Below are 22,698 nucleotides of genomic sequence, written 5' to 3' on the forward strand. Positions count from 1 at the left end.
AAGGGAACAGCCTTGTCCAGAGGCGGTCCCGCAGAAAAAAAGAGCATCGCAGCTGCTCTGACTGAGAAAAGCTCTGCCGCTTCGGCGATAAGCCGAAGCGGCAGAGCTTTCTGTGTGTTGATTCGGCCGAGCGGCGGGTTGCCGCGCTGCTGAGAAGTTGGCCGAGCGTCAGGTTGCCGCGACGCTGAGAGTTTAGCCGAGCGTCAGGCTGCCGCGCTGCTGAGAGGCCGTCAAACCGGCGGATCTCCCTCAGCAGGGCAGATCCGGTGTGCTGTCCGCATCGTCGAGGAATACATAGAAGATATCACCGTAATAGACGCTGTGCACGAGTCTGCAGGAGTCTCTGATCGTCCGGATTCTGCCCTTCCTGGTCTTAATGCGGTATTTCTGGCAGAAGGCAAGATAGTCGGGAAGAGATTCACGGGTATCTGAGGGGTCGCCGTGCTCTGCATAATATTTGCGGATACGCTCTCTGGTTTTATCCCTGTCCTCCGGGCAGAGGATGGAAAGAAAGCTCGATTTCGAGTACTCGTTGAATTCATCAATGCTGTCACACTCACAGAGCCGGAGGAGATATTCACTGGCGTACAGAATCTGCAGGTCGTCTGCCATCTTGTAGACCAGTACGGCCTTTGGAAGATCCGACGCGAGATTTGTGATGCTCTTCTGAAGGTGCGTGCGGTTTTCACTGCATATGTTGGAATCGTAAACCCTGTAGCAGTGCCCCTCCGACTGTTTTGCGGAACAAAGAGCCGCGTTTGCCTTGCGGCAGAGCGTGCCGGGCTTGCTGCCCTGCTTCGGGTATTCCACGAGGCCGGCAGACAGGAAAAACCGGTAGCTTTCAGTGTGAAAATCGACAGTCATCGGGCTCGATACGAGGCGGCTTACGATGGAACTTGCTTCTGTAAGAGAAGAATCTTTCATGAAGACGATGAATTCATCTGCAGCATTGCGTCCGATGATATCCCCGTCATCGAAGTTCTGTCGCAGGGCATCCGCGACACGGCAAAGCGCCTTGTCACCGATGTCGCGTCCCAGAATATCGTTGATGATTTTAAAATTATCGATATTCAGGTTGATGAGTACACCCGGGGTGGAAGGGTAGCTGCGAATGTATCTTATAAGCTTCTGATCGATGCCTCTCCGGTCGAGAAGGCCGGTAACGGGGTCTATCTGCATCTGCAGATCCCGGCCCTGAGAATACCAGAAGTCGAGCATTTTTTCCTGGGAGGAGCTGCCTGTCCATTGAACAGCTACTGTAAAGACAGCTGCGTCATGGCCGTTCTGTATGATGTTATGGATGAGCCAGGAATAACCGCCGCTTCCGTTTTTGATCCGGAAGGATTCGGAAAACTCATGAAGACTGTTTTCCGAGGCGCGGTCCATCCATGTTCTGCAGTCCATGAACGCAAGATAGCGTTCCCGGTCATCGGGATGCACGTTATTTTTGCAGAAACTCTCACGGGCCTGCGTAAAAGTGAGATGTGTTCTGAATGCCGAATCCCAGTTCCGGTAGATCAGAGTATAGCTGTCTTCTTCAACGTTGACCTGCACGATTCCAAGGAAGGAGGAGAGAAGGTTCGCCATGGATTCGTTGATGCGGTCAGATCCTATGGAGGTATTTCGCATCATCTGGTCATGAAAGGCCTTGTTGTAGAGTGAGTTTTCGATGTCACAGATACAGGACAGAACCATACGGGCGCCGTTTGTGCTGAACGGAATCAGGGTGTAGGACTGCAGGTGCTGCCGGTTTGTTTTATCGTGAGACCCGAAAAAGGCCGTGACGTAATTTGCGTTTCCGTCTGGAATGCGGGTGTTCAGCTTATCCATATCGTAGAAGTCTATGAAAGAGGAACGATCCTCCTCATCCAGATATTTCTCCGCATATGCCGCGATGGCCTCTTTGCTTGTGTCGCAGAAATCCGTCAGCCTGTCCTGCGCTGCGTTCAGGTAGATATTCTCTGCCCTTCCGGTATCGAGATTGAACAGGTCGATCCTGTTGAAAATCGTCAGAAGATGGCGGATTCCATCGTTGATATGGATGGAACGGGTTATCGCTGACGAAGAATCCAGAATCAGTCCGGTAAACGCGAGGTAGGCATAGCTGTCCGCCTTCGATGAGATTGTGCGGAAGCTGATGCTGCAGAATTTGTTGCTGATGACAAGGTCGAGAGAATTTGATTCCTGCGTGTCCCCGGGATGTGTAATCGCATGGAGGATGATGCTTCGGTAGGTTGAAACGGACATAAAATACTGAAGAAAATCCTCTGAATCCCGCAGATTAAGAGATTCGGCCATTTCGTCCATTGCGGTGTTGTGATAGAGCAGTCTGGTTCCCTTTTGATCCGCTTTTACAAGCATGAGCGGAACTCTTGAGCCGGAATCATAGCTTCTGCCGGATTCCAGAGGAGAATCGGACATCATGTTGATTTCACCGATGGCTTTGTAGCAGCGCGCCTTCTGAGGAGATTCCAGACCGAATTTTGAAATCAGCTTCCGAATCTCCATAATCGGCAGTGGCTTTGAGTAATAAAATCCCTGGAGCTGCTCGCATCCGATTGTATTCAGGAATTCAATCTGTTCACGGGTCTCCACACCCTCGCACAGCGTATGGATGCCGAGATGCTTGGCCATGTTGACGACGGACGCGACCAGGGTTCTTGCCTTCTGGTTGCTCTCCATGCCGCGGACGAAAGTCTGATCAATCTTCAGAACATCGAAGTTGAAGTCCTTCAGTGTGCCGAGAGTAGAGTACCGGCTTCCAAAATCATCAATCCAGATCTCATAGCCGGCCTCCTGAAAGCGGCTGATCTGATGCCGCAGATATTCCGGCTCGGCCTCCAGTGTACTTTCGGTGATTTCAATGTTGATCAGCTCCGGAGAGATACCGGATTGGGTCACGATGGAATTCACTTCGTTAAAGGCATCTGCGCCCAGAAAATCATTTCGTGAAAGATTGATGGAAATCGGTACCACCGGTCGTCCGCCGGATTCCGCGGTCTTGAGATCCCGGCAGACATTCTCTACCATGCGAAGATCCAGTCTGGAGATCAGATGGGCGTCCTCGAGGACGCCGATGAAAAGCGCGGGAGACAGAATGCCATTTATGGGATCATTCCAGCGGCACAGTGCTTCAAAACCGCAGATCCTCCCGCTCAGAGTCCGGATCACCGGCTGATACCAGGTCTCAATATATCCGCATTCGAGCGCCTCGTTGAAATGATTCAGAATATAGCGCTTCAGCTCCTCACGCTCAGCGATGTCATCATTGTAGATGGCGATATTGTGGTCGTACTGATCGTGAATACTCCTGGCGGCAAGACGCGCGTGATCGATCATGAGCGAGACGTTTGTGTCAGACGGACCGTTCTGAAGATAGATGCCGGCCTTAAGCTCCAGGCTCACATTTTTCTGCAGCGCATGGACAAAAATATGGAGATGTTCGATTTTGTCGGAGACATCCTGGCTGCCGATCAGCACGGAGAACTGATCCGCTGAGAGGCGGGTGATATAATCGCCGGGGAAAGTCTTCCGGAGTTCCTCCGCAAACTGCAGAAGAAGATCGTCTCCCTCATGGAATCCATATTTATGATTGTAATCACGGAAGGCACAGATGTCGAAAAAAATCAGGACATGCTGCCTTTCCGGAGAAAGGGTCAGATATTTTCGGACTGCATTCAGGTATCCTTTCATCGAAAGCAGCCCGGTAAGTTCATCGTATTCAGCCAATGTATAATACTCCCACACATATGATTAAAAATGGATTATAACATTTCCGGGAGTTAAAAGCTACATAAAGATCAAATGTCGATAAATCGGTCCAGATTTCAGAAAAAAATTCCAACCCGGTGGGAGCTGAGCACTCCGTATGAGACAGACTCCGCGAGGGACAGATTCCGCGGGGGACAGGCTCCGTAGTGGACAGATTCACCGGGATTCGCGGTATTCGGTCGGGGATACACCTTCGGAACGCCGGAAGAGCCGGCTGAAGTAATTCGGATCCTGGTAGCCCACGGCAGCGCAGATCTCTTTTACCGGAAGCTTATTCTCGGCGAGAAGCTTTTTGGCGTGACTGAGCCGGATGCCGGTCAGGTATTCGATAAAGGTTACACCCTCCTCTTCCTTGAAAATCTTGCTGAAATAGTAGGGACTGATGTTGAGCTCCCTTGAGACGTCATCAAGTGACAGGTCTCGGGAGTAGTGGCTGTCGATATATTCCTTTGCCCGGTGCGTCAGGCTGCTGGCGCTGCTTTTGGCCTTATCGGCGATTTTTTCGGCGGCATCCCGGATCTTCGTTACAAACCACGTGTGCAGCTCCGCAACCGTATAGTCAGAGATAATATTCAGATAATCGCCGCGATCCGCAAAGCGATACAGGCCAAAGCCTCCGCTCTGGTAGGCAATGTGCTCGGCCCAGAGTACAAATTCGATCGTCTTCAGACGCACGTTATTTTCATAGGTCGCGGCCTGTGTTTTCTCCATCCAGGTAAAAAACTGGTCTGCGTACAATCCGGCGTCCCGGATATTGCCGTTCTTCACACTGTCGAAGAGCTGTTTCTCAAGGTCAATCGGGTAATCCTGCTCGTAGGTGCAGGAGACAGGGAGATCGTCGGCGTGGGATACTGTCTCGTTGTTCTCGCAGAGGGAGCGGAGTGCCTCCCGATAAGAGGTGCGCATGTCTGAAAGAGGCATGACAGAGCCGATTCCCATGCGGTAATTTACCCCGGTCTCCTCCTTCAGGCGCGAGATGATTCTGCGGACGCGGTCGATCACCCGGACCCTTTCGACATAGTCCATTCTGGCGGCCTCATAGGGAATGAAGACAGGGATCTTGTTCATCATGATCTGCCCGATGACAGCATGAGCACTGTATTCTTTCAGAATCTCACGGATTTTTGCATAATACTTCTGAAGGCGGATTCCGGTTCCGATCGGATTGCCCAGGTGGTCTCCGCTTCCGGTGAGGGGAGCAGGGGCTTTTGGCTGTTCCGGATTCTCATGCCCGGATGCAACGTCTCCGCACGCAAGAAGCGCGACAAAACCATAGGATTCAGGAATTTCCAGCAGATTGCAGTAGCTTGCCGTGACTTGCGGGGAATTATCCAGAAGGAGCAGAGAATAAACCAGACCGTTTTCAATCATGGGAACGACGGCATCGAGCTTTTCACGATTCGAGAGCTCGCGGCTTCGCTGTTCACGGGTGCGGTCGATACCGGCCATCGCTCGGGTCATCGTATCGACGAAGACCTTGCGGTCCAGAGGCTTTGTCAGAAAACTCATGACGCCGAGATCCAGCGCGTCCTTGGCAAAGCTGAACTTGTCATAGGCGGTGAGGACGATAAAAACCGTTGCGGGGCTGAATTTCCGGATTTCCCGGATCGCCTCGATACCGTCAATTCCGGGCATGCGGATATCCATGACGGCGATGTCCGGCCGGAAGGTCTCCGCCAATTCAATGACGGCGCGGCCGCTTCTGGCGGAGCGCACCTCACATCTGTCATGAAATTCCTTATCCATAATATACGTAAGAGAATCGATGGCGATCCCTTCATCATCTGCCAGCAGAACTCTGTACATTTTCAATTCCCCCTTTAATGCGGCGCCGACATCCACGGCGCGTTAATGATCATGGTTATTCCGGCATCGGAATATAAAGCAGGACCTCGGTTCCCTGTCCCTCGCCCGGGCTTGTGATGTCAAAGACATCCTCGCTGTTGTAAAACAGCCGCATCCGGCTGATTACATTGGAGAGCCCGACTCCGTTTGTCTCATCTCCCTTTCGTCTGACAGGAGCGTTTCCGGATAGAATCGCGTTCATCTGTTCCTCCGTCATCCCTCTTCCGTTGTCATGGACAGAGAGCGTGATATATTTTCCGGTCCGGTAAACGGAGAGGATGATGACCGCCGGGCGGTCCATGTCGCGGACGCCGTGATTGATCGCGTTTTCGATGATTGGCTGCAGAATCATGCTGGGTACCGATACCCGGGTCAGATCATCGTCGATTCTCTTCTCATAGGTGATTGCGCCGGAAAAACGCACGTTGATGATATACATGTAGTTGTCAGCGAGGGCAATTTCATCCGCGAGAGTTGTGATCTGGTTCTCACGGTTTGTCTTATTGCGGAAGAAGGCAGCGACATTCTGCAGATACTTATAGGTCCCGTCCGCTTCCTCCATCATGGCAAGCTGCGCGCCTGCATTGAGGGTATTGAACAGGAAGTGCGGATTGATCTGGGCCTGCAGATATTTCAGCTCGGCTTCCTTGAGGTGGGCGTTCATGAGGAGTTCCCGTTCCTTCAGCCGGTTCTCGGATTCCATGGATTCCCTGAGCTTCTGGAGATAACCTTTCATGCTGACGACCATTTCGTTGAAGGCGGAGGTGACGATGCCGAGCTCATCGTCGCTTTTTACCGCAAGCGGAGGAACGTCAAAGTTTCCCTTTCCGATTTCGCCGGCCTCCGCGATTAGTGCGTGCAGAGGGGCGGTCGCATGCCGGACGGTAGTGACGATCATGAAGACATCGAGGAAGGCGATCATGACGATCATGAACAGGGAGACGATTTCCAGAGAATGGAAGGTGTCCGCGAGCTTCAGATAATTGTCCGAGTTGCCCTTCAGCAGGAGGTTGTTCATGCTGTAGATGTATGACTGCAGGATGTCGTTCATGCTTACGGTTTCCTCATAATAGTCCTTGTATTTCTGGATATTTCTTCCTCTCTTGGCGGTGAGCGCGTTTTCGCAAAGCTCCATGTAATGATCAGAGAGATTCTGAATATCGCGGGTCGTGCTCTGAATCTCAACGCTGTCGGAATAATCGCCGAGTGCGGCAAGGCAGTTCGTGTAATCACCCTGAACCTGATAGAAACTGCGGAGATTATCCGAGCTTCCGACATTCAGATAATCGGTCAGACTCTGCTGAACACTGTCCAGAGCCTCGGACAGGTTGTTGGTCTGGACATTGGAGTAGAAGACACGGTTGACCCTTTCGAGCGCGTTGTTGATATTCAGGAACAGAAAGAGGTTTACGGCAAAAATACCTGCGGTGGCCAGCAGAAACGTGAGGGTGAGCTTTCCCTCCAGGGTGTGGAGAAGACGTCTCTGCCCGTTCGGGACAGAAAAAGACTTCTGCGGAGGGCTGTCCGGTCTGTTTTTTTTCAGATGAATCAAGACTTTTCCTCCTTCTCCAGATAGTCACCAACGTTTTCGGGTGTGATGATCTCAATGTCGATGGATGAATACTCGGTGACAAAGCCGCTGTCGATGTACTCAAGGAGATTGTCGACGGCAGTGCGTCCGATTTCCTCTGCGGAGACCGTGAGGGTCATCGCCGCGACATTCCGCTCTACGGCGTTAAGGATGGTGCCGTTGCGGTAGTAGCCGCAGATCGTTACATCGCCTACATGATTGGTGTCCACGATAGTCTGGCACACGCTGCTCGTGGTTGTTTCGTCGAGACATACCAGAATATCCGGGAGATCGGCGCTCTCAAACAGATCCGTGACGGCTTCGGCGGTGGAGAAGCTGTCGCCGTTGCCGAGGGTCTTTGAAGAAATCGAGAAGCGGTCCATGACGTTATTCTTCTCGAGAGAGTTCTTGATTCCGGAGATGACCAGATTCTGACCGGTGGTCTTGTCCTCCGGGCTGGCGATGACAAGCACGTTCTGCCGGCGGTTCTCCGCGAGAGAACTGAGCGTGTTGCCATAAGCCTCTCCCACGTTGTAGTAGGACACGCCCACGAAGCTTTGTCTGCCGGAACCGTAGCAGTCAGTTCCGACGCAGATGACCGGGATGCCGGCATTGACGGCGCGGTTGATGGCACTCTTGAGTTCCTCGCTGTCATCGCCGTTGACGATGATGCCGTCCGCCCTGGACTGAATGGCGAGATCCATGAGTTTGGGGATGGTGTAACTGGTATCCAGGTTTTTACCGGTGAATTCGATGTAGTCGCCGTTTTTTTCGGCTTCTTTGAGAGCCTGATCATAAACGGCGTTCTGAAAGGAGCTTGATTTGTCTCCGATGTACGCAAAATTATACCGGAAACCGGATCCGCCTGAAGACAGGTCTGAGAGTGCATGGATCTGGCGTTCAAAGACCACCATACTTACAATGGTAATGATGACCAGAATGGATCCGAAAATACAGAGGAACAGATTCAGGCCGCGGATCCGGCCGCCGGAGTGCTTGTGATTTTTTTTCATCATGATTCTTATGGCTTTTCCTGTTTTTGTAAAAACGAACAGATTTTTGTGAATACAGCTACAATATCTGTTAAAATATTATAATGATTCCTGTAGGAAAAGGCAATGAATGTTGAACAGTGCAGGCGGACCTTAATGTCTGGCAGAGCAGGCAGCAGGCGGACCTGAATGTAGAGCAGGCCGGGCAGGTCTGTATGATCGGGAGGATGTTATGAAGCGAGGGGGATTTTTGTGCGGAGCGGCGCTGCTGATTTCGGCAGTACTCTGCGGCTGCGGCACGGAGCGGCCGGATACGTCATCTGTGGAGCCGGAGAAGGCGGAGCTGAAGCCGAAGATCGGACTTGTGTTTGATTCGTTTGTAATTGAGCGCTGGGAGCGGGACCGTGATATTTTTACCTCGACGGCGAAGGACCTCGGGGCGGAGGTGATCGTGGGCAACGCGAACGGAGATGTCGGGGAGCAGAAATCAATTATCAGCCACATGATAGATTCGGATGTGGATGTGCTGGTGATCGTGGCGACGGACGGGGACAGTCTGGGAAAGGAGATCAGCGAAGCCAAAAGGGAGGGAATCCGGGTGATTTCCTATGATCGTCTGATTCAGAACGCGGACACGGACCTGTACATAACATTCGATAATGAGACGGTGGGAAAGTTCATGGCGGACGCAGTGAATGAGGCGATGCCGGACGGCGGAAGCTACGTGAAGGTGAACGGTTCACCCGCCGATTACAACGTGACGCTGGTCAACAAGGGATTCGACGCTGAAATCAATGATAATCTGAAGATGATCGACAGCATTTCCTGCGACAACTGGGATGACAGCATTGCATACAGCTATTTGACGGAGCATCCGGAGGATGTGGAGAACGCAGGGGCCATTGTATGTGGCAATGACGCGATTGCGGGTCAGGCGGTGCGGGTGCTTGCCGAGCGAAAGAAGGCCGGAAGCGTCACGGTCACCGGACAGGACGCGGATCTGGACGCGTGTCAGAGAATTGTCGAGGGGACGCAGACGATTACGGTGTACAAGCCGATCGAGAAGCTTGCGGAGAAGGCGGCGGATTACGCCGTGCAGATGGCGAAGGGAAAAATGCCCGAGACGGATGAGACCATGAGCGACGGAACCTATGATGTTCCGTACATTGCCATTCAGCCGGTAAAGGTCACGAAGGAGAATGTGGACAGCACAGTGATTGCGAGCGGATTCCACAGGAAAGAGGATGTGTACCTCCATGCGCAGGGCTCGGAGGAAATGTCGGGGTCGTGAAATCTGTGGACCGGGCCTTGTCAGGTGCGGTCGGAAAATGACGGCGGATTTATCGTCCACCCGAGGAGTGCCTTCTGTTCACGTGACTTTTCAGCCACGGGCGAACAATGCGGAGCAAAATGGATGCGATGTATGGATCATGGTGGGCGAGATGGATGCGATGTATGGATTATAGTGGGCGAGATGGATGCGATGTATGGATCATGGGGCGAGATGGATGCGACCTACGAATAACGATGAGAAAGGCAGGTTCGGTTTATGAATGCAGAGGAAAAATATCAGGAATGGCTGGACAGGCTTCCGGAAGGTGACCCGATGAGGCAGGAGCTGCTCTCGATCCGCGGAGACAAACGGGAAATCAACGACCGGTTTTATCAGGAGATTGTATTCGGAACGGCGGGCTTAAGAGGCATCTGCGGCGCGGGGACGAACCGGATGAATCCGCTCACGGTCGGAAGAGCGACGCAGGGGATCGCCGGTTATCTGAAGAAGAGCGGAGAGGATCTGACAAGGGGCGTCGCGGTGGCCTATGACTGCCGGCATCATTCCAGGGAGTATTCGGAACTGGCGGCGGAGATTCTGGCGGGAAACGGAATCCGCGTGTGGCTGTTCCCGTCCATGAGACCGACGCCGGAACTGTCCTTTGCGGTGCGGGAGCTACATGCGCTTTCCGGGATCAATATGACGGCAAGCCACAATCCAAAGGAATATAACGGCTACAAGGTTTACCAGGAGGACGGAGCCCAGATCTCGGGCGCGGTATCCGACGGGATTCTGCGGGAGATTCAGGGACTCGACCTCTTTGATCCATTCCCCCGGATGTCTCTGAAAGAGGGAATCCGGGAGGGAATGATCCGTATGATCGGAGAGGATATGGACCGGAGGTATCTGGACTATGCGGAGGGACTGAAGCAGAGACCGGACAGCGAACTGGATCGCTCAGTTATCGTCGTGTACACACCGCTGAACGGGGCGGGAAGCATCCCGATGGAGACGGCGGCGCGGGAACTTGGATATGAAAATTTTATGATCGTCCCGGAACAGAAGGATCCCGATCCGGATTTTACAACGGTGGGATATCCGAACCCGGAGGATCCTCGTGGGTTTGCGCTTGCGGAGAAGCTTGGGAAGAAGCTGCACGCGGATCTGCTGATCGCCACGGATCCGGACAGTGACCGTATGGCGGTGGAGCTGCCGGACGGGAAGGGAGGCTTCCGTCCCTTGAACGGCAATCAGACCGGAGCGATGCTGATCGCGTACATGGCGGAGAGTCAGAAGGCGGCGGGGACTCTGCCGGAAAACGGGGCGATGATAAAATCCATCGTGACCGGAGACATGGGGAAAACTATCTGCGAGTCCTACGGGATCCGGGTATTTGAGGCACTGACGGGCTTCAAGAATATCTGCGGCGTCATTCCGCGGCTTGAGAAGGAAGGGTACCGGTATTTCTTCGCGTATGAGGAGAGCATCGGCTGCGCGCCCGGTGAGCGGGTGCGGGACAAGGACGGAATTGCGGCGGGGCTTCTGATGATGGAGATGGCAGCATTTTATAAGAAGAAAGGCATGACACCGGGCGACGCGCTGGAGGCGCTGTACAAAAGGTATGGGTATTTTGCCGAGAGACAGGTGTCTCTGATTCGGAAGGGACAGACCGGAGCGGAAGAAATTGCGCGGATCATGCGGAAGGCGCGGGAGGAGAAACCGGACCGGTTCGGAGAATTCCGCGTCGCGGAGGTTACCGACTATCTCCATGGATGGGAAGATATTCCGCCGTCGAATGTGCTGAAGTTCCGTATGGAAAACGGTGACTGGTTCGCGATGCGGCCGTCGGGCACGGAACCGAAGCTGAAGTTTTATTTCTATACGCGCGCTGAAAACAGCCAGGATGCCGAGCGAAGAGCGGACGGGCTGCGGGATGCGGTTCTGGAGGCATTTTCGGCAGACCGATAAAGGAGAACAGCGTCTGCCGCAGCAGAGACAGAGAACGCATGCGCATTTACGATCACCCGTGGAGTAGGATATTTTTGCTTCACGGGATTTTTTTGACAAAAAAATCCTACCCTCCGGACATGGGGATAGGATTTTATTTTGGATATTTCGTATGATTTCGAGCAAGAATGACATATTTTCGTTGTGAATAATGAATGATATCATACGGGTATGAAAGGAAAACTTCTAGTCATCAAACCGGTTTTCCACATCGTTATGTTTCACGCAGGTTTCTTTTTTCATTTGTATGATCAAAAGGAGGGTTTTAGAAAATGAAAAAGAGAATCGTAAGCACACTGCTTTGTACGGCTATGGCGGCATCTCTGTTCGCGGGCTGCGGATCCACCGCATCCACAAGTACATCCGCGTCCGGATCTTCGTCTTCCGCATCATCGGCGGCGAAGGAGGAAAGCACATCTTCTGCATCCAGCGAAGCAGCAGATGAGTCCGCTGATACGGAAGCCACCTCGGATACGGCGTCGGCAGGCGGACAGACCATCGGTATTTCGATGCCGACCAAATCTCTGGAGAGATGGAACCGCGATGGTTCTTATCTGCAGGACCAGTTTGAAAAGGCAGGCTACAAGGTAGAGCTTACTTATTCCGATAACAAGTCCGCACAGCAGAACAACGATATCGAAGGACTGATCGCAGACAAGGTAGACCTGCTGGTAGTTGCGGCAATCGACGGCGAGGCTCTGAGCCAGGTTCTGAACGAGGCAAAGGACGCCGGCATTCCGGTTATCGCATATGACCGTCTGATCATGAATACAGACGCTATCAGCTACTACGTATCCTTCGATAATTACACCGTAGGTAAGCTGCAGGGCGAATTCGTTGCAAAGCAGCTGGATCTTGACAATGCAGGCGACAAGACCTACAACATCGAGTTCACAGCCGGAGATCCCGCAGACAATAATGCGACATTCTTCTTCAACGGCGCGATGGATGTGCTGAAGCCATACATCGACAAGGGCACTCTGAAGGTTCCGTCAGGACAGACCGAATTTGATCAGGTTGCTACCGCACAGTGGGATACTTCCACAGCTATGAAGAGATTCCAGAATATCCTCGGATCTTATTACAGTGACGGTACACAGCTGGATGCAGCCGTATGCTCCAACGATTCTACGGCACTCGGTGTTACACAGGCCATTGAGTCTGACTATGCAGGCAGCAACGATGTTATCATCACCGGACAGGACGGCGACGAGGCAAACCTTGCGAATATCGTAGACGGCAAGCAGACCATGACCGTGTACAAGGCAGTTGCCAACGAGGCAGTTGTAACCCTTGACCTGGCAAAGGCAATGCTGAACGGAGAGAAGCCGGATGATTCCCTGATCTCCAAGTCCGGATGGGATTTCGACTGCTCCTATGATACTTCATCTTATGATAACGGAACCGGTGTCATCCCGTCTTACCTGCTCGTTCCGACCGTTGTAACCAAGGACAACATGGACAAAGAGCTTGTAGATCCCGGATATTACACAAAGGATGACAAAGGATATCTGCACCCGGTAGGGTAATCGAAAGGATTTACCGAAAGGGACGATAGCACAAAATGAATCAGGGGCTGTCGCATAGAGCATCTTGCGGCGGCCTCTTTTTTCGAAAAGAAACAGATTGCACAGGAGGTATTCACTTGGCAGACATAATTCTTGAAATGAAAGACATCGTCAAAGAGTATCCTGGTGTCAAAGCTCTGAATCATGTCAATTTCAAAGTGGAACGCGGAGAGATCCACGCGCTTGTCGGCGAAAACGGCGCCGGGAAATCTACGCTGATGAATGTACTTGCAGGGACCATTCCGTTTGGACAGTATACAGGGGATGTCGTTTATAACGGGAGTGTCTGCAGGTTCCACAATATTAAGGAATCCGAAAAGCTCGGAATTGCAGTCGTGCATCAGGAGCTGGCTTTGATTCCGGAGCTTACGATCGCCGAGAATATGTTCATGGGAAATGAGCGCCGGAAGAAATCCGGAGTCATTGACTGGGACAGAACGTTCCAGGAAGCGCAGGATGCCATGAAGCGGGTTGGATTGAAAGAGTCCTCCCATACGTTGATCAAGGATATCGGTACCGGTAAGCAGCAGCTGGTGGAAATCGCGAAGGCACTTTCCAAGAACTGTAAGCTGCTGGTTCTTGATGAGCCGACATCCTCGCTGAATGAGGAAGATTCCAAAATGCTTCTGGACATGATCCTCGGCTTTAAGAAGCAGGGAATTTCGTCCATCATTATCACACACAAACTCAATGAGGTTGCCTATTGCGCGGATAATATCACGGTTCTTCGTGACGGCCAGACAATCGAGACGATTCCGAATCCGGATCACAATATCGATGAGGACCGGATCATCAAGGGAATGGTTGGAAGGGAACTGACAGATCGGTATCCGGCAAGAGAACATAAGATCAGTAAAGACGTGATTTTTGCCTGCAAGGACTGGACGGTATATCACCCGGTGTATACAGAGAAGTGCATGGATGATCACATCAGCTTTGAGGTTCACAGGGGCGAGGTTGTGGGCTTCTCGGGACTTCAGGGCGCGGGCCGCACAGAGCTGGCGATGTCGCTGTTCGGAAGAAGCTACGGATCGCACATATCCGGACAGGAATTTATTAACGGCAAGGAGGTTCATCTGAAAAATGAAGCCGATGCGATCGCGCACGGACTTGCCTACGCGACGGAGGACCGGAAGACAAACGGACTGATACTTTCGGAGACGATTGCGAGAAATACCACGCTTGCGCGCATGGATAAAATCTCTTCCAAACGCGGAATCGTAAATGTGCCCGAGGAGAATAAGCAGGCGGAAATTTATGTAAAGGCCATGCATACAAAGACGCCCAGCATTCAGCAGAATGTCGGAAATCTGTCGGGAGGCAATCAGCAGAAGGTGCTGCTTGCGAAGTGGATGTTTGCGGAGCCGGATGTCCTGATTCTGGATGAGCCGACGCGAGGCATCGATGTCGGCGCGAAGTATGAGATTTATCAGATCATCAACGATATGGTCTCACAGGGAAAGGCTGTCATTATGATTTCCTCTGAGCTTCCGGAGCTTCTGGGTATGTGCGACCGGATTTATGTCATGAATGAAGGAAAAATGGCGGGAGAGTTTTCTGCTGATGAGGTTACGCAGGAGAAGATTATGAGCGCGATCCTCAAGGACAAGAAATGATATCATATCGCAATTCTATCGTTATGGAGGCTATCAAATGAAAGTTAGTGCATTCTTGAAAAAATACACCATGGTCTTCGCTCTGGTCATCGTATTTATTTTCTTCACAGCCCTGACCGGCGGACGGCTGATCTACTCACAGAATATTTCCAACCTGCTTCTGCAGAACGCCTACGTCCTGATCATGGCCTGCGGTATGCTTTTGTGTATCCTGACCGGCGGTAACGTAGACCTTTCCGTAGGTTCTACACTCTGCCTCTCCGCGGCGGCAGCAGCCAAGATGCTGGATCTCGGCGCGGCTCCCGGACTCGCGATTCTGATTTCTATGGTAATTGCCGCAGTCATTGGTCTGTGGCAGGGATGGCTCATCGGATATATTCATATCCCGCCGTTCATCTGCACGCTGGCAGGCATGTTCCTGTTCCGCGGAATCGCGCGTGTCATTTTGGATTCGAAGACCATCGCAATCATGAACCCCGGATTCCTGAATCTGTTCACATCCTACATTCAGATTCCCGGCGTTGACAGCAACAAGAAGTGTATTTCCGCATTGATTGTCGGAATTATTATTTCGATCGCGCTTACGATCTTCATGATTACGAACCGCGCGAAAAAGGCCAAAGAAGGATATCAGGTGGCAACCCTTCGCGCAACGATTATCCGTATCGTAGTATTTGATGTATTGATTATTGCATACAGTAGCCGTCTGATGGGATACAAGGGAATTCCGGTGATGGTTCTGTGGATTCTGGCGGTTGTCGTTATTTTCGCGTTCCTTACAAGCCAGACCGTGTTCGGCCGTTACTTCTACGCAGTCGGCGGAAATGAGAAGGCCACCAAGCTCTCCGGCATTGATCCCCGGAAGGTCTACTTCTGGGCATACTTCCTGATGTCTATACTCGCAGGTCTCTCCGGACTTCTGGTCGGAGCGAGAATCGGATCGGTAGACGGCAACATGGGCAACTCCTATGAGATGGATGCCATCGCATCCTGCTTCATCGGCGGCGCTTCCGCATACGGCGGATCCGGAACAGTTCCGGGAGTCATGGTCGGAGCCATCCTCCTCGGCGTCATCAACATGGGTATGTCCATCCTGGGTCTTCCGGATCAGTACCAGTACATCGTCAAGGGAGCAGTACTCCTCGCAGCAGTTATCTTCGATGTTGTATCCAACCACAAGACAGGAAAATCATAAAGCTTCTAAGAACATAAAGAAATAAGACAGGTGTCATGTGCTCTAAGTGACTTTTCCATCATGAGTTTTGTCATGATTCGGGAAAAATCACTTAGAGCACTTTTAATGTATAAGCTCTTCGAAAACGCAGACAGGACTCGTCGCACGCGAAGCGCGCGTAAGAGACTGGATGCGATTTCGAAGGCAACAGGTATAAGCACGAAGTGACGCGTAAGCGGCACGAAAGTGCTTATGCCTGCAGGATTGCGAGAGTGCGCAGCACGGAGCAATCCGTAGCTTATACACGTTGCGCCGCCCACTTTTGCAGCATGGAGCGGTGTGAAACACCGCGAGAATGCTCATACCTGTTAGCGGCACGAAAGCTGCGAAGCAGCGAAGTGACGCGGGGACTTATTAAATGTCGAGACAACACCCGGAAAATGATGTAATATAAAAACATAAGAGTCTGCCGTTTTTTTTGCGCAGAACGTTCATGAGAAAATGGATTCTTTCGCGCAGTCTGAGGGAGGTGCGCATGGATATTGATGATATGAAAATTCCAATGGAGGTCCAGCCAAGCTGTGTGGTAGGTATCGGTGCCTCGGCAGGCGGTCTGGAAGCGCTTCAGCAGTTTCTGACATTTCTTCCGAAGGATACCGGCATGGCATTTGTCATCATCCAGCATCTGTCGCCGGATCACAAGAGTCTGCTCGGGGAGATTCTGAGCAAGTATTCCGCGCTTCCGGTGCAGGAAGCCAGAGACGGTATGCAGGTAAAGAGGAATAACATCTATCTCCTGCCTCCGAAATATAATATTGAAATTACTTCGGACGTTTTACACCTGAAGGAGTACAATCATGCCCTGATCAACCATCCGATCGACATTTTCTTCCGGTCGCTGGCAATTGCGTATGAGAACCGGGCAGTCGCGGTGATCCTGTCGGGAACCGGATCGGACGGAACCAACGGCATCCGTTCGATCAAGGAGCAGAACGGCATGATTATCGTGCAGAATCCGGAGACGGCAAAATTTGACGGCATGCCGAGAAATGCCATTGCGACGGGATTCGTGGACCTGATTCTGGGGCCGGACGCAATCGCGAAGGAGATGGCACACATCTCTTCCTCGATCAATCTGTCCAATGGGAAGATGCAGCTGACGGACGGAGACCTGATGTCGCAGGTATTCTCGATTCTGAAGAGCGTCACGAACACGAATTACACCTATTACAAACAGACGACGATCCTCCGCCGGATCGAGAGGCGGATCGTGGTAACGCACTGCAGGAACCTTCAGAGCTATGTTCAGTATCTGAAGGAAAATCAGGAGGAGGCAAAAACGCTCGCTAAGGAGGTGCTGATCGGTGTGACCTCCTTCTTCCGGGATCCCGAGTTCTTCGAGGTGCTGAAGCAGCGGGTGATCAAGGACATCGTGCAGAACGGGAAGAAGGCAGACCAGATCCGTGTGTGGGTGGCGGGCTGTTCCACCGGTGAGGAGGCGTATTCCATCGCAATCCTCTTTGCGGAGGTCATGGAGGAGCTGAATCTCCGCAGAGATGTGAAGATCTTTGCCACAGATCTGGACGCGGATTCGATTACCTTTGCGGGAAGAGGCGTGTACGGAGAGAATATAATCGAGGATGTCAGCGTCAGCCGTCTGAGCCGCTTTTTTACAAGGAAGGGCTCGAAGTATGTGGTGAATCATGATATCCGGACGATGATCGTGTTCGCGCAGCACAATGTATTTCAGGATCCGCCCTTCGGCAGGCTGAACCTGATCAGCTGCCGGAATCTGCTGATCTATTTCCAGTCGGTTCTTCAGAAAAATCTGTTTTCGATCTTTCACATCGCGCTGAATGATGGCGGATACCTGTTCCTTGGAAAATCGGAATCGGTAGGGGAGTACTCGGATGTGTTCCGGACCGTCTGCTCCAACGAGAAGATCTTTATACACAATGCCGCCGGCAGAAAGCCCTCCCATGCGAGAATCCCGTATTCGATGCAGGGAGTGGAGGATAATCTGGAACTGCCGGACAACATCCGCAGTCACGGGAAGAGCAGCGCCGAGTATCCGGGCCGCGAGCTGGACACGAGGGTTCTGGAGTCTCTGATGCCGGCCTGTGTCGTGGTCGATACGAACAATGAGCTGAGACATTCCTACGGAGACTGCAGCAGATTTCTCACGATTCCCGCGGGAACCGCGACGCTCGATATTTTTCTCCTGCTGCGTCAGGATCTGAAGATTGCCTTTTCGACCGCCCTGAAAAAGGCGCGGGTTACCGGGAAGCGGGTGGCCTATGATCACATACCGGTAAAGCTGGATAAGGAACCTGAGAATATCACGGTTGTCGCGCTTCCGGTCACGGACAAGACCGGGGCGAAAACCGGCTACACGGCGGTTGCTTTCATCCGTTCGGACCGGAAGATCACGGGACCTGTGGAAAAATATGATATCGACACAGCGGCGGCGAACCGGATCTCGGATCTGGAGAAGGATCTGCGGGTTACCCAGGACAGCCTTCATCAGACCGTGATGGAGCTCGAGTCCGTGAATGCGGAGCTGCAGGCCGCGAACGAGGAGCTTCTGACCTCAAATGAGGAGCTTCAGAGCTCGAATGAAGAGCTGCAGTCGGTCAATGAAGAGCTGTATACCGTGAACTCGGAGTATCAGTCCAAGGTATCCGAGATCGCGGCCGTCAATAACGATATGGCAAATTTCCTGTCCACCACGCTGATCGGAATCATGATGGTGGATCGGGATATGAATATCCGTAAATTCACGGAATATATCGCCTCGGAATTCAACGTGGCGGAGCAGGATGTCGGAAGATCGCTGCAGTACATCGCGTATAATTTTTCCTCCATCAATCTGATGGATCTGTCCCGGAAGGTTCTGAATACCATGGAAACCGTGGAATGTGAGACGACGTCTGTGACCGGGAAGACCTATCTGATCCGTATCGCGCCGTACCGTGTGTCGAAGGAGCAGGAGGATGATCCGGGGGCCGAGACGGAGAATCTGAAGGGTAACACCGAGAAGAACAAGCGGAACGCGGGAAAGGACCGGGAACAGAAGAAAAATCTCAGAGGACTGGTCATCACGTTTGTGGATCTCACCAAGCAGATCAACGACGAGCAGCAGCTCGAGGAAATCAGTGAGGCGCTGCGGATTGCCGCGAAAACGAGTCAGGAGAAGGAAAACTTCCTGTCCCGCATGAGCCACGACATGAGGACACCGCTTACGACGATTCTGGGCCTTCTGGAGCTGACGCTCACAAAGGAGAAAATGTCGGATCCCGTCCGTGAGAATCTGGAGAAGATGCAGAGCTCTGGCCGGTATCTTCTGAGTCTGATCAACGAGGTGCTTGAGACGAGCAAGCTGGATGCCGGAAAGGTGGTCAGCGAATATGATGTGGTGCATGAGAAGGACGTCTTCGAAGAGGTGAACACGATCATCGAGGAAAAGGCCAGGAGCGCCGGAATCCATTATCACTTCGAGATCAGCAACTGCAAGAACGAAGTGATCATGATGGACGTTGATCATGTCGCGAGAATCCTGGTGAACCTCCTGGGAAATGCCGTCAAATTTACCGAGAAGGGCGGTGACGTCTCACTCATGGTAGATGTCGTTTATCTCGCCGAGGGACGGGTGGAGCACACCTACCGGATCAAGGATACCGGAATTGGAATCAGCAGGGAATTCCTGCCAAAGATGTATCTGCCGTTTGAACAGGACAGCGCCGCTCAGTCGAGGAACCGGGAGGGAACAGGCCTGGGCCTGTTCATCAGCCGCAGGCTGATCAACCTCCTCGGAGGAACAATTGACTGCAGGTCCGAGGTAGGAAAAGGCACGGAATTTACCGTGAAGCTTGCTTATGATATCGCGAGCGAGGACCAGAGGAAGCTGATGCGCCGGGCGGAGAAGAAGGACTATGATATCAGGAACCTGAAGGGAAAACGGGTGCTTGTGGTTGAGGACAATCAGATCAACGCGGAGGTCATCATGCACATTCTGGAGTGGAACGGGCTTGTGGCGGATCATGCGGAGAACGGCAGAAATGCGCTTGAGAAATTCAAGGCGTCTCTGAAGAACGGTCCGAAATATGACGTTGTGCTCATGGATCTCCGGATGCCTGTGATGGACGGCTTTGAATGCGCCCGCAAGATCCGCGAACTGAAGAATGGATGGGCACAGAAGATCCCGATCATCGCGCTGTCGGCGGATGTTTACGACCGGGCGGATGAGGAGTGCTATGAGAACGGAATGAACGCGAGAGTGGCGAAGCCGATCGACACCGGAGAACTGTTCCGGGTTCTGGAGCGTGAGATGACGAAGGACCGGTAATTCATATGGAGACCTTGAGACCCGTCGGAGCAGAAATGTGTAAGCTCATTTGCGAATGGTCGGAGCAGGGTAATGGCAGCTCATTTGGGAATGGCCGGAGCGGGGTAATGGCAGCTCATTTGGGAATGGCCGGAGCAGAGTGCAGCAGATTCATTTAACATGGATGTGCGGAGCGGTGAAGTTGGCATGGATGTGCGGAGCGGTGAAGTTGGCAATTGTTTCGTTTCGGACGTTATGTTATGATAGTGGCAATGCCTTTATGCATATTGAGACGCAGACATGATCCGTATAAAGATTGTGCTGCGGACATGATCCGTATAAAGATTGTGACGCGGGCATGATCCGTATAAAGGCTGAGACGCGGGCAGAGCCCGCATAAAGGTCAACGCGAACAGTGAGATGCATCCGGCCGGCTTGCGGCCGTGTGCGCAGGCGCTGCGACAGCGGGACAGAATCCGCAAAGCGCGTTTTATCTGTTTTTTCAAGGAGGAATCAGAAATGATCAACTGGAAGAATCTTGATGAGCTTGCTTCTTATGGGGAGCTGCAGAAGGTAGAAAAGGTGAACCTCGCAGAGGTTATGTCCGGTGAAAGCGGAGCGCAGCGTGTGAAGAGCTGCAGCATTCCGATGGCGGAAGGCCTTTCCTACAATTACGCGGCGAAGGCTGTGGACAGCAGCGTACTGGATGCCCTTGTAAAGCTGGCGGATGAGGCACAGCTCACGGAAAAGTATAAAGCCCTCTATAACGGAGAGGTAATCAATACAGGAGAGAAGAGACTGGTTCTCCATCATCTGACGAGAGGACAGCTCGGAGATGCTGTTGCAGCGGACGGCGTCGACAAGAGAGCTTTCTATGTGGAGCAGCAGAAGAGAATCGCAGATTTCGCGAACAAGGTACATGCGGGAGAAATCACAAATGAGAAGGGCGAGAAGTTCACCACGGCGGTACAGATCGGTATCGGCGGAAGCGATCTTGGCCCGCGCGCCATGTACATTGCCCTGGAGAACTGGGCGAAGAAGACCGGAAACTTCAAGATGGAAGCAAAGTTCATCAGCAACGTAGATCCGGATGACGCAGCAGCGGTTCTGGCTTCCACAGATGTGGCACATGCGATTTTCATCCTGGTATCCAAATCCGGTACGACTCTGGAGACACTGACCAACCAGTCCTTCGTCATGGACGCGCTGAAGAAGCAGGGCCTGGATCCGGCGAAGCATATGATCGCTGTTACCTCCGAGACATCTCCGCTGGCAAAGAGCGACGATTATCTGGACGCGTTCTATATGGATGATTACATCGGCGGACGTTATTCCTCCACCTCAGCGGTAGGCGGCGCTGTTCTGTCTCTTGCGTTCGGTCCGGAAGTCTTTGCGGATTTCCTTGAGGGCGCGGCAGCCGAGGATAAGCTTGCGACAGAGAAGGATCCACGGAAGAACGCGGCGATGCTGGATGCGCTGATCGGCGTATATGAGCGCAACGTGCTCGGGCTTCCGGCTACGGCGGTTCTGCCGTATTCCCAGGCACTTTCCAGATTCCCGGCGCATCTTCAGCAGCTTGACATGGAGTCGAACGGCAAATCCGTCAACCGTTTCGGAGAGCCTGTCTCCTATGTGACCGGACCGATCATCTTCGGAGAGCCGGGAACGAACGGTCAGCATTCCTTCTATCAGCTCCTGCATCAGGGAAAGACGATCATTCCGCTTCAGTTTGTCGGATTCCGCAGCAGCCAGATCGGCACGGATGTGGAGATTCAGGGAAGCACAAGCCAGCAGAAGCTCTGCGCGAATGTCGCTGCACAGATCGTGGCCTTTGCCTGCGGCAAGAAGGATGACAACCTGAACAAGAACTTTGAGGGCGGCCGTCCGTCGAGCATCATCATCGGCGATCAGCTCTGCCCGAAGACGCTCGGCGCGCTGCTGGCACATTTTGAGAACAAGGTTATGTTCCAGGGCTTCCTGTGGAATGTGAACAGCTTCGACCAGGAAGGCGTACAGCTTGGAAAGGTTCTGGCAAAACGGGTACTCGCCCACGATACAGAGGGCGCACTGTCTGTATACAGTGATCTTCTCAATATCTGAGATTGCAGCGTCTGCATACAGGGATCTTCTCGATATCTGAGATTGCAGCGTCGGTATACAGTGATCTTCTTGTTATCTGAGAAGGCATTGTCTGTATACGGTGATTTTTATATCTGAGGCGTTCTGGAAGCTGTGAGACAGTGGATGGAACGGGGAATAATAATAATATTTTATCGCAGAAAGGTTCTGCAGCGTGAAGCTGCGGGACCTTTTATCTGGTGCTTTAGTTGTAAAATATCTGGAAGTTCACATATTATACAAATCCCGGACCTGGAAATGCCGGATCAGGATTCAGACAATTGGAGAAAGTACCTATTATTAAAAAGAGAGCCCGTTTTGGGCTCTCTTTTTTACAAAGTGTCTTCCTGGAGATGGTCAGACTCTGCAAAGAACTGGCTTTTTACTGACCATTTGCCGCAAGTAAACCAACTGCAGTGCCAAAGTAAGTGATGGTCTGA

General features: G+C 52.3%; 11 protein-coding genes. 7 read left to right on the forward strand and 4 right to left on the reverse strand.

Annotation, left to right across the window (positions count from 1 at the left end; all coding sequences use genetic code 11):
• Positions 1-249: 249 nt before the first annotated feature.
• The 4 genes from ACTQ3A_RS08470 to ACTQ3A_RS08485 form a co-directional block, all read right to left on the reverse strand.
• The gene (locus tag ACTQ3A_RS08470; protein ID WP_441100871.1) at positions 250-3,729 is read right to left on the reverse strand and encodes a bifunctional diguanylate cyclase/phosphodiesterase; all 3,480 of its coding nucleotides are present in this window, start codon (positions 3,727-3,729) and stop codon (positions 250-252) included.
• A 198-nt stretch (positions 3,730-3,927) separates the two neighbouring features.
• Positions 3,928-5,577, reverse strand: coding sequence for a response regulator transcription factor (locus ACTQ3A_RS08475; RefSeq protein ID WP_441494572.1), 1,650 nt, complete (start codon positions 5,575-5,577; stop codon positions 3,928-3,930).
• Between the two features lie 55 nt (positions 5,578-5,632).
• Positions 5,633-7,168 carry a sensor histidine kinase gene (locus tag ACTQ3A_RS08480; RefSeq protein ID WP_441494571.1) on the reverse strand — a complete coding sequence of 512 codons (1,536 nt, stop codon included), beginning with the start codon at positions 7,166-7,168 and terminating at the stop codon, positions 5,633-5,635.
• The gene (locus ACTQ3A_RS08485; protein ID WP_441100874.1) at positions 7,165-8,202 is read right to left on the reverse strand and encodes a sugar ABC transporter substrate-binding protein; all 1,038 of its coding nucleotides are present in this window, start codon (positions 8,200-8,202) and stop codon (positions 7,165-7,167) included. Before ACTQ3A_RS08485 ends, ACTQ3A_RS08480 begins: the two co-directional genes overlap by 4 nt.
• A gap of 208 nt (positions 8,203-8,410) precedes the next feature.
• Between ACTQ3A_RS08485 and ACTQ3A_RS08490 the strand changes: the two genes are divergently transcribed.
• The 7 genes from ACTQ3A_RS08490 (at position 8,411) to ACTQ3A_RS08520 (ending at position 22,240) form a co-directional block, all read left to right on the forward strand.
• On the forward strand, positions 8,411-9,469 hold the full coding sequence (locus ACTQ3A_RS08490; protein ID WP_441100875.1) for a sugar ABC transporter substrate-binding protein: 1,059 nt from the start codon (positions 8,411-8,413) through the stop codon (positions 9,467-9,469).
• Between the two features lie 258 nt (positions 9,470-9,727).
• Positions 9,728-11,419, forward strand: coding sequence for a phospho-sugar mutase (locus ACTQ3A_RS08495; protein WP_441100876.1), 1,692 nt, complete (start codon positions 9,728-9,730; stop codon positions 11,417-11,419).
• Positions 11,420-11,730: 311 nt separating this feature from the next.
• Positions 11,731-12,987, forward strand: a complete 1,257-nt coding sequence (locus ACTQ3A_RS08500) for a substrate-binding domain-containing protein (protein WP_441494570.1) — start codon at positions 11,731-11,733, stop codon at positions 12,985-12,987.
• A 116-nt stretch (positions 12,988-13,103) separates the two neighbouring features.
• Positions 13,104-14,642, forward strand: a complete 1,539-nt coding sequence (locus tag ACTQ3A_RS08505; RefSeq protein WP_441100878.1) for an ATP-binding cassette domain-containing protein — start codon at positions 13,104-13,106, stop codon at positions 14,640-14,642.
• 37 nt (positions 14,643-14,679) lie between these two features.
• Positions 14,680-15,837 carry a sugar ABC transporter permease gene (locus ACTQ3A_RS08510; RefSeq protein ID WP_441100879.1) on the forward strand — a complete coding sequence of 386 codons (1,158 nt, stop codon included), beginning with the start codon at positions 14,680-14,682 and terminating at the stop codon, positions 15,835-15,837.
• A gap of 514 nt (positions 15,838-16,351) precedes the next feature.
• Positions 16,352-20,161, forward strand: coding sequence for a chemotaxis protein CheB (locus ACTQ3A_RS08515; RefSeq protein WP_441100880.1), 3,810 nt, complete (start codon positions 16,352-16,354; stop codon positions 20,159-20,161).
• Positions 20,162-20,659: 498 nt separating this feature from the next.
• Positions 20,660-22,240: a glucose-6-phosphate isomerase gene (locus ACTQ3A_RS08520; RefSeq protein WP_441100881.1), complete on the forward strand. Its 1,581-nt coding sequence runs from the start codon at positions 20,660-20,662 to the stop codon at positions 22,238-22,240.
• Positions 22,241-22,698 lie beyond the last annotated feature (458 nt).

The organism is Bilifractor sp. LCP21S3_F8 (genome assembly GCF_052117805.1).
In the GTDB taxonomy this organism is placed as follows: Bacteria; Bacillota; Clostridia; order Lachnospirales; family Lachnospiraceae; genus Bilifractor.

Excerpts from the sequence above, each read along its gene's own strand:
- ACTQ3A_RS08510 (WP_441100879.1), top strand. The coding sequence starts at position 14,680 with ATGAAAGTTAGTGCATTCTTGAAAAAATACACCATGGTCTTCGCTCTG.
- ACTQ3A_RS08520 (WP_441100881.1), top strand. The coding sequence starts at position 20,660 with ATGATCAACTGGAAGAATCTTGATGAGCTTGCTTCTTATGGGGAGCTG.
- ACTQ3A_RS08485 (WP_441100874.1), bottom strand. The coding sequence starts at position 8,202 with ATGATGAAAAAAAATCACAAGCACTCCGGCGGCCGGATCCGCGGCCTG.
- ACTQ3A_RS08490 (WP_441100875.1), top strand. The coding sequence starts at position 8,411 with ATGAAGCGAGGGGGATTTTTGTGCGGAGCGGCGCTGCTGATTTCGGCA.
- ACTQ3A_RS08495 (WP_441100876.1), top strand. The coding sequence starts at position 9,728 with ATGAATGCAGAGGAAAAATATCAGGAATGGCTGGACAGGCTTCCGGAA.
- ACTQ3A_RS08475 (WP_441494572.1), bottom strand. The coding sequence starts at position 5,577 with ATGTACAGAGTTCTGCTGGCAGATGATGAAGGGATCGCCATCGATTCT.
- ACTQ3A_RS08515 (WP_441100880.1), top strand. The coding sequence starts at position 16,352 with ATGGATATTGATGATATGAAAATTCCAATGGAGGTCCAGCCAAGCTGT.
- ACTQ3A_RS08500 (WP_441494570.1), top strand. The coding sequence starts at position 11,731 with ATGAAAAAGAGAATCGTAAGCACACTGCTTTGTACGGCTATGGCGGCA.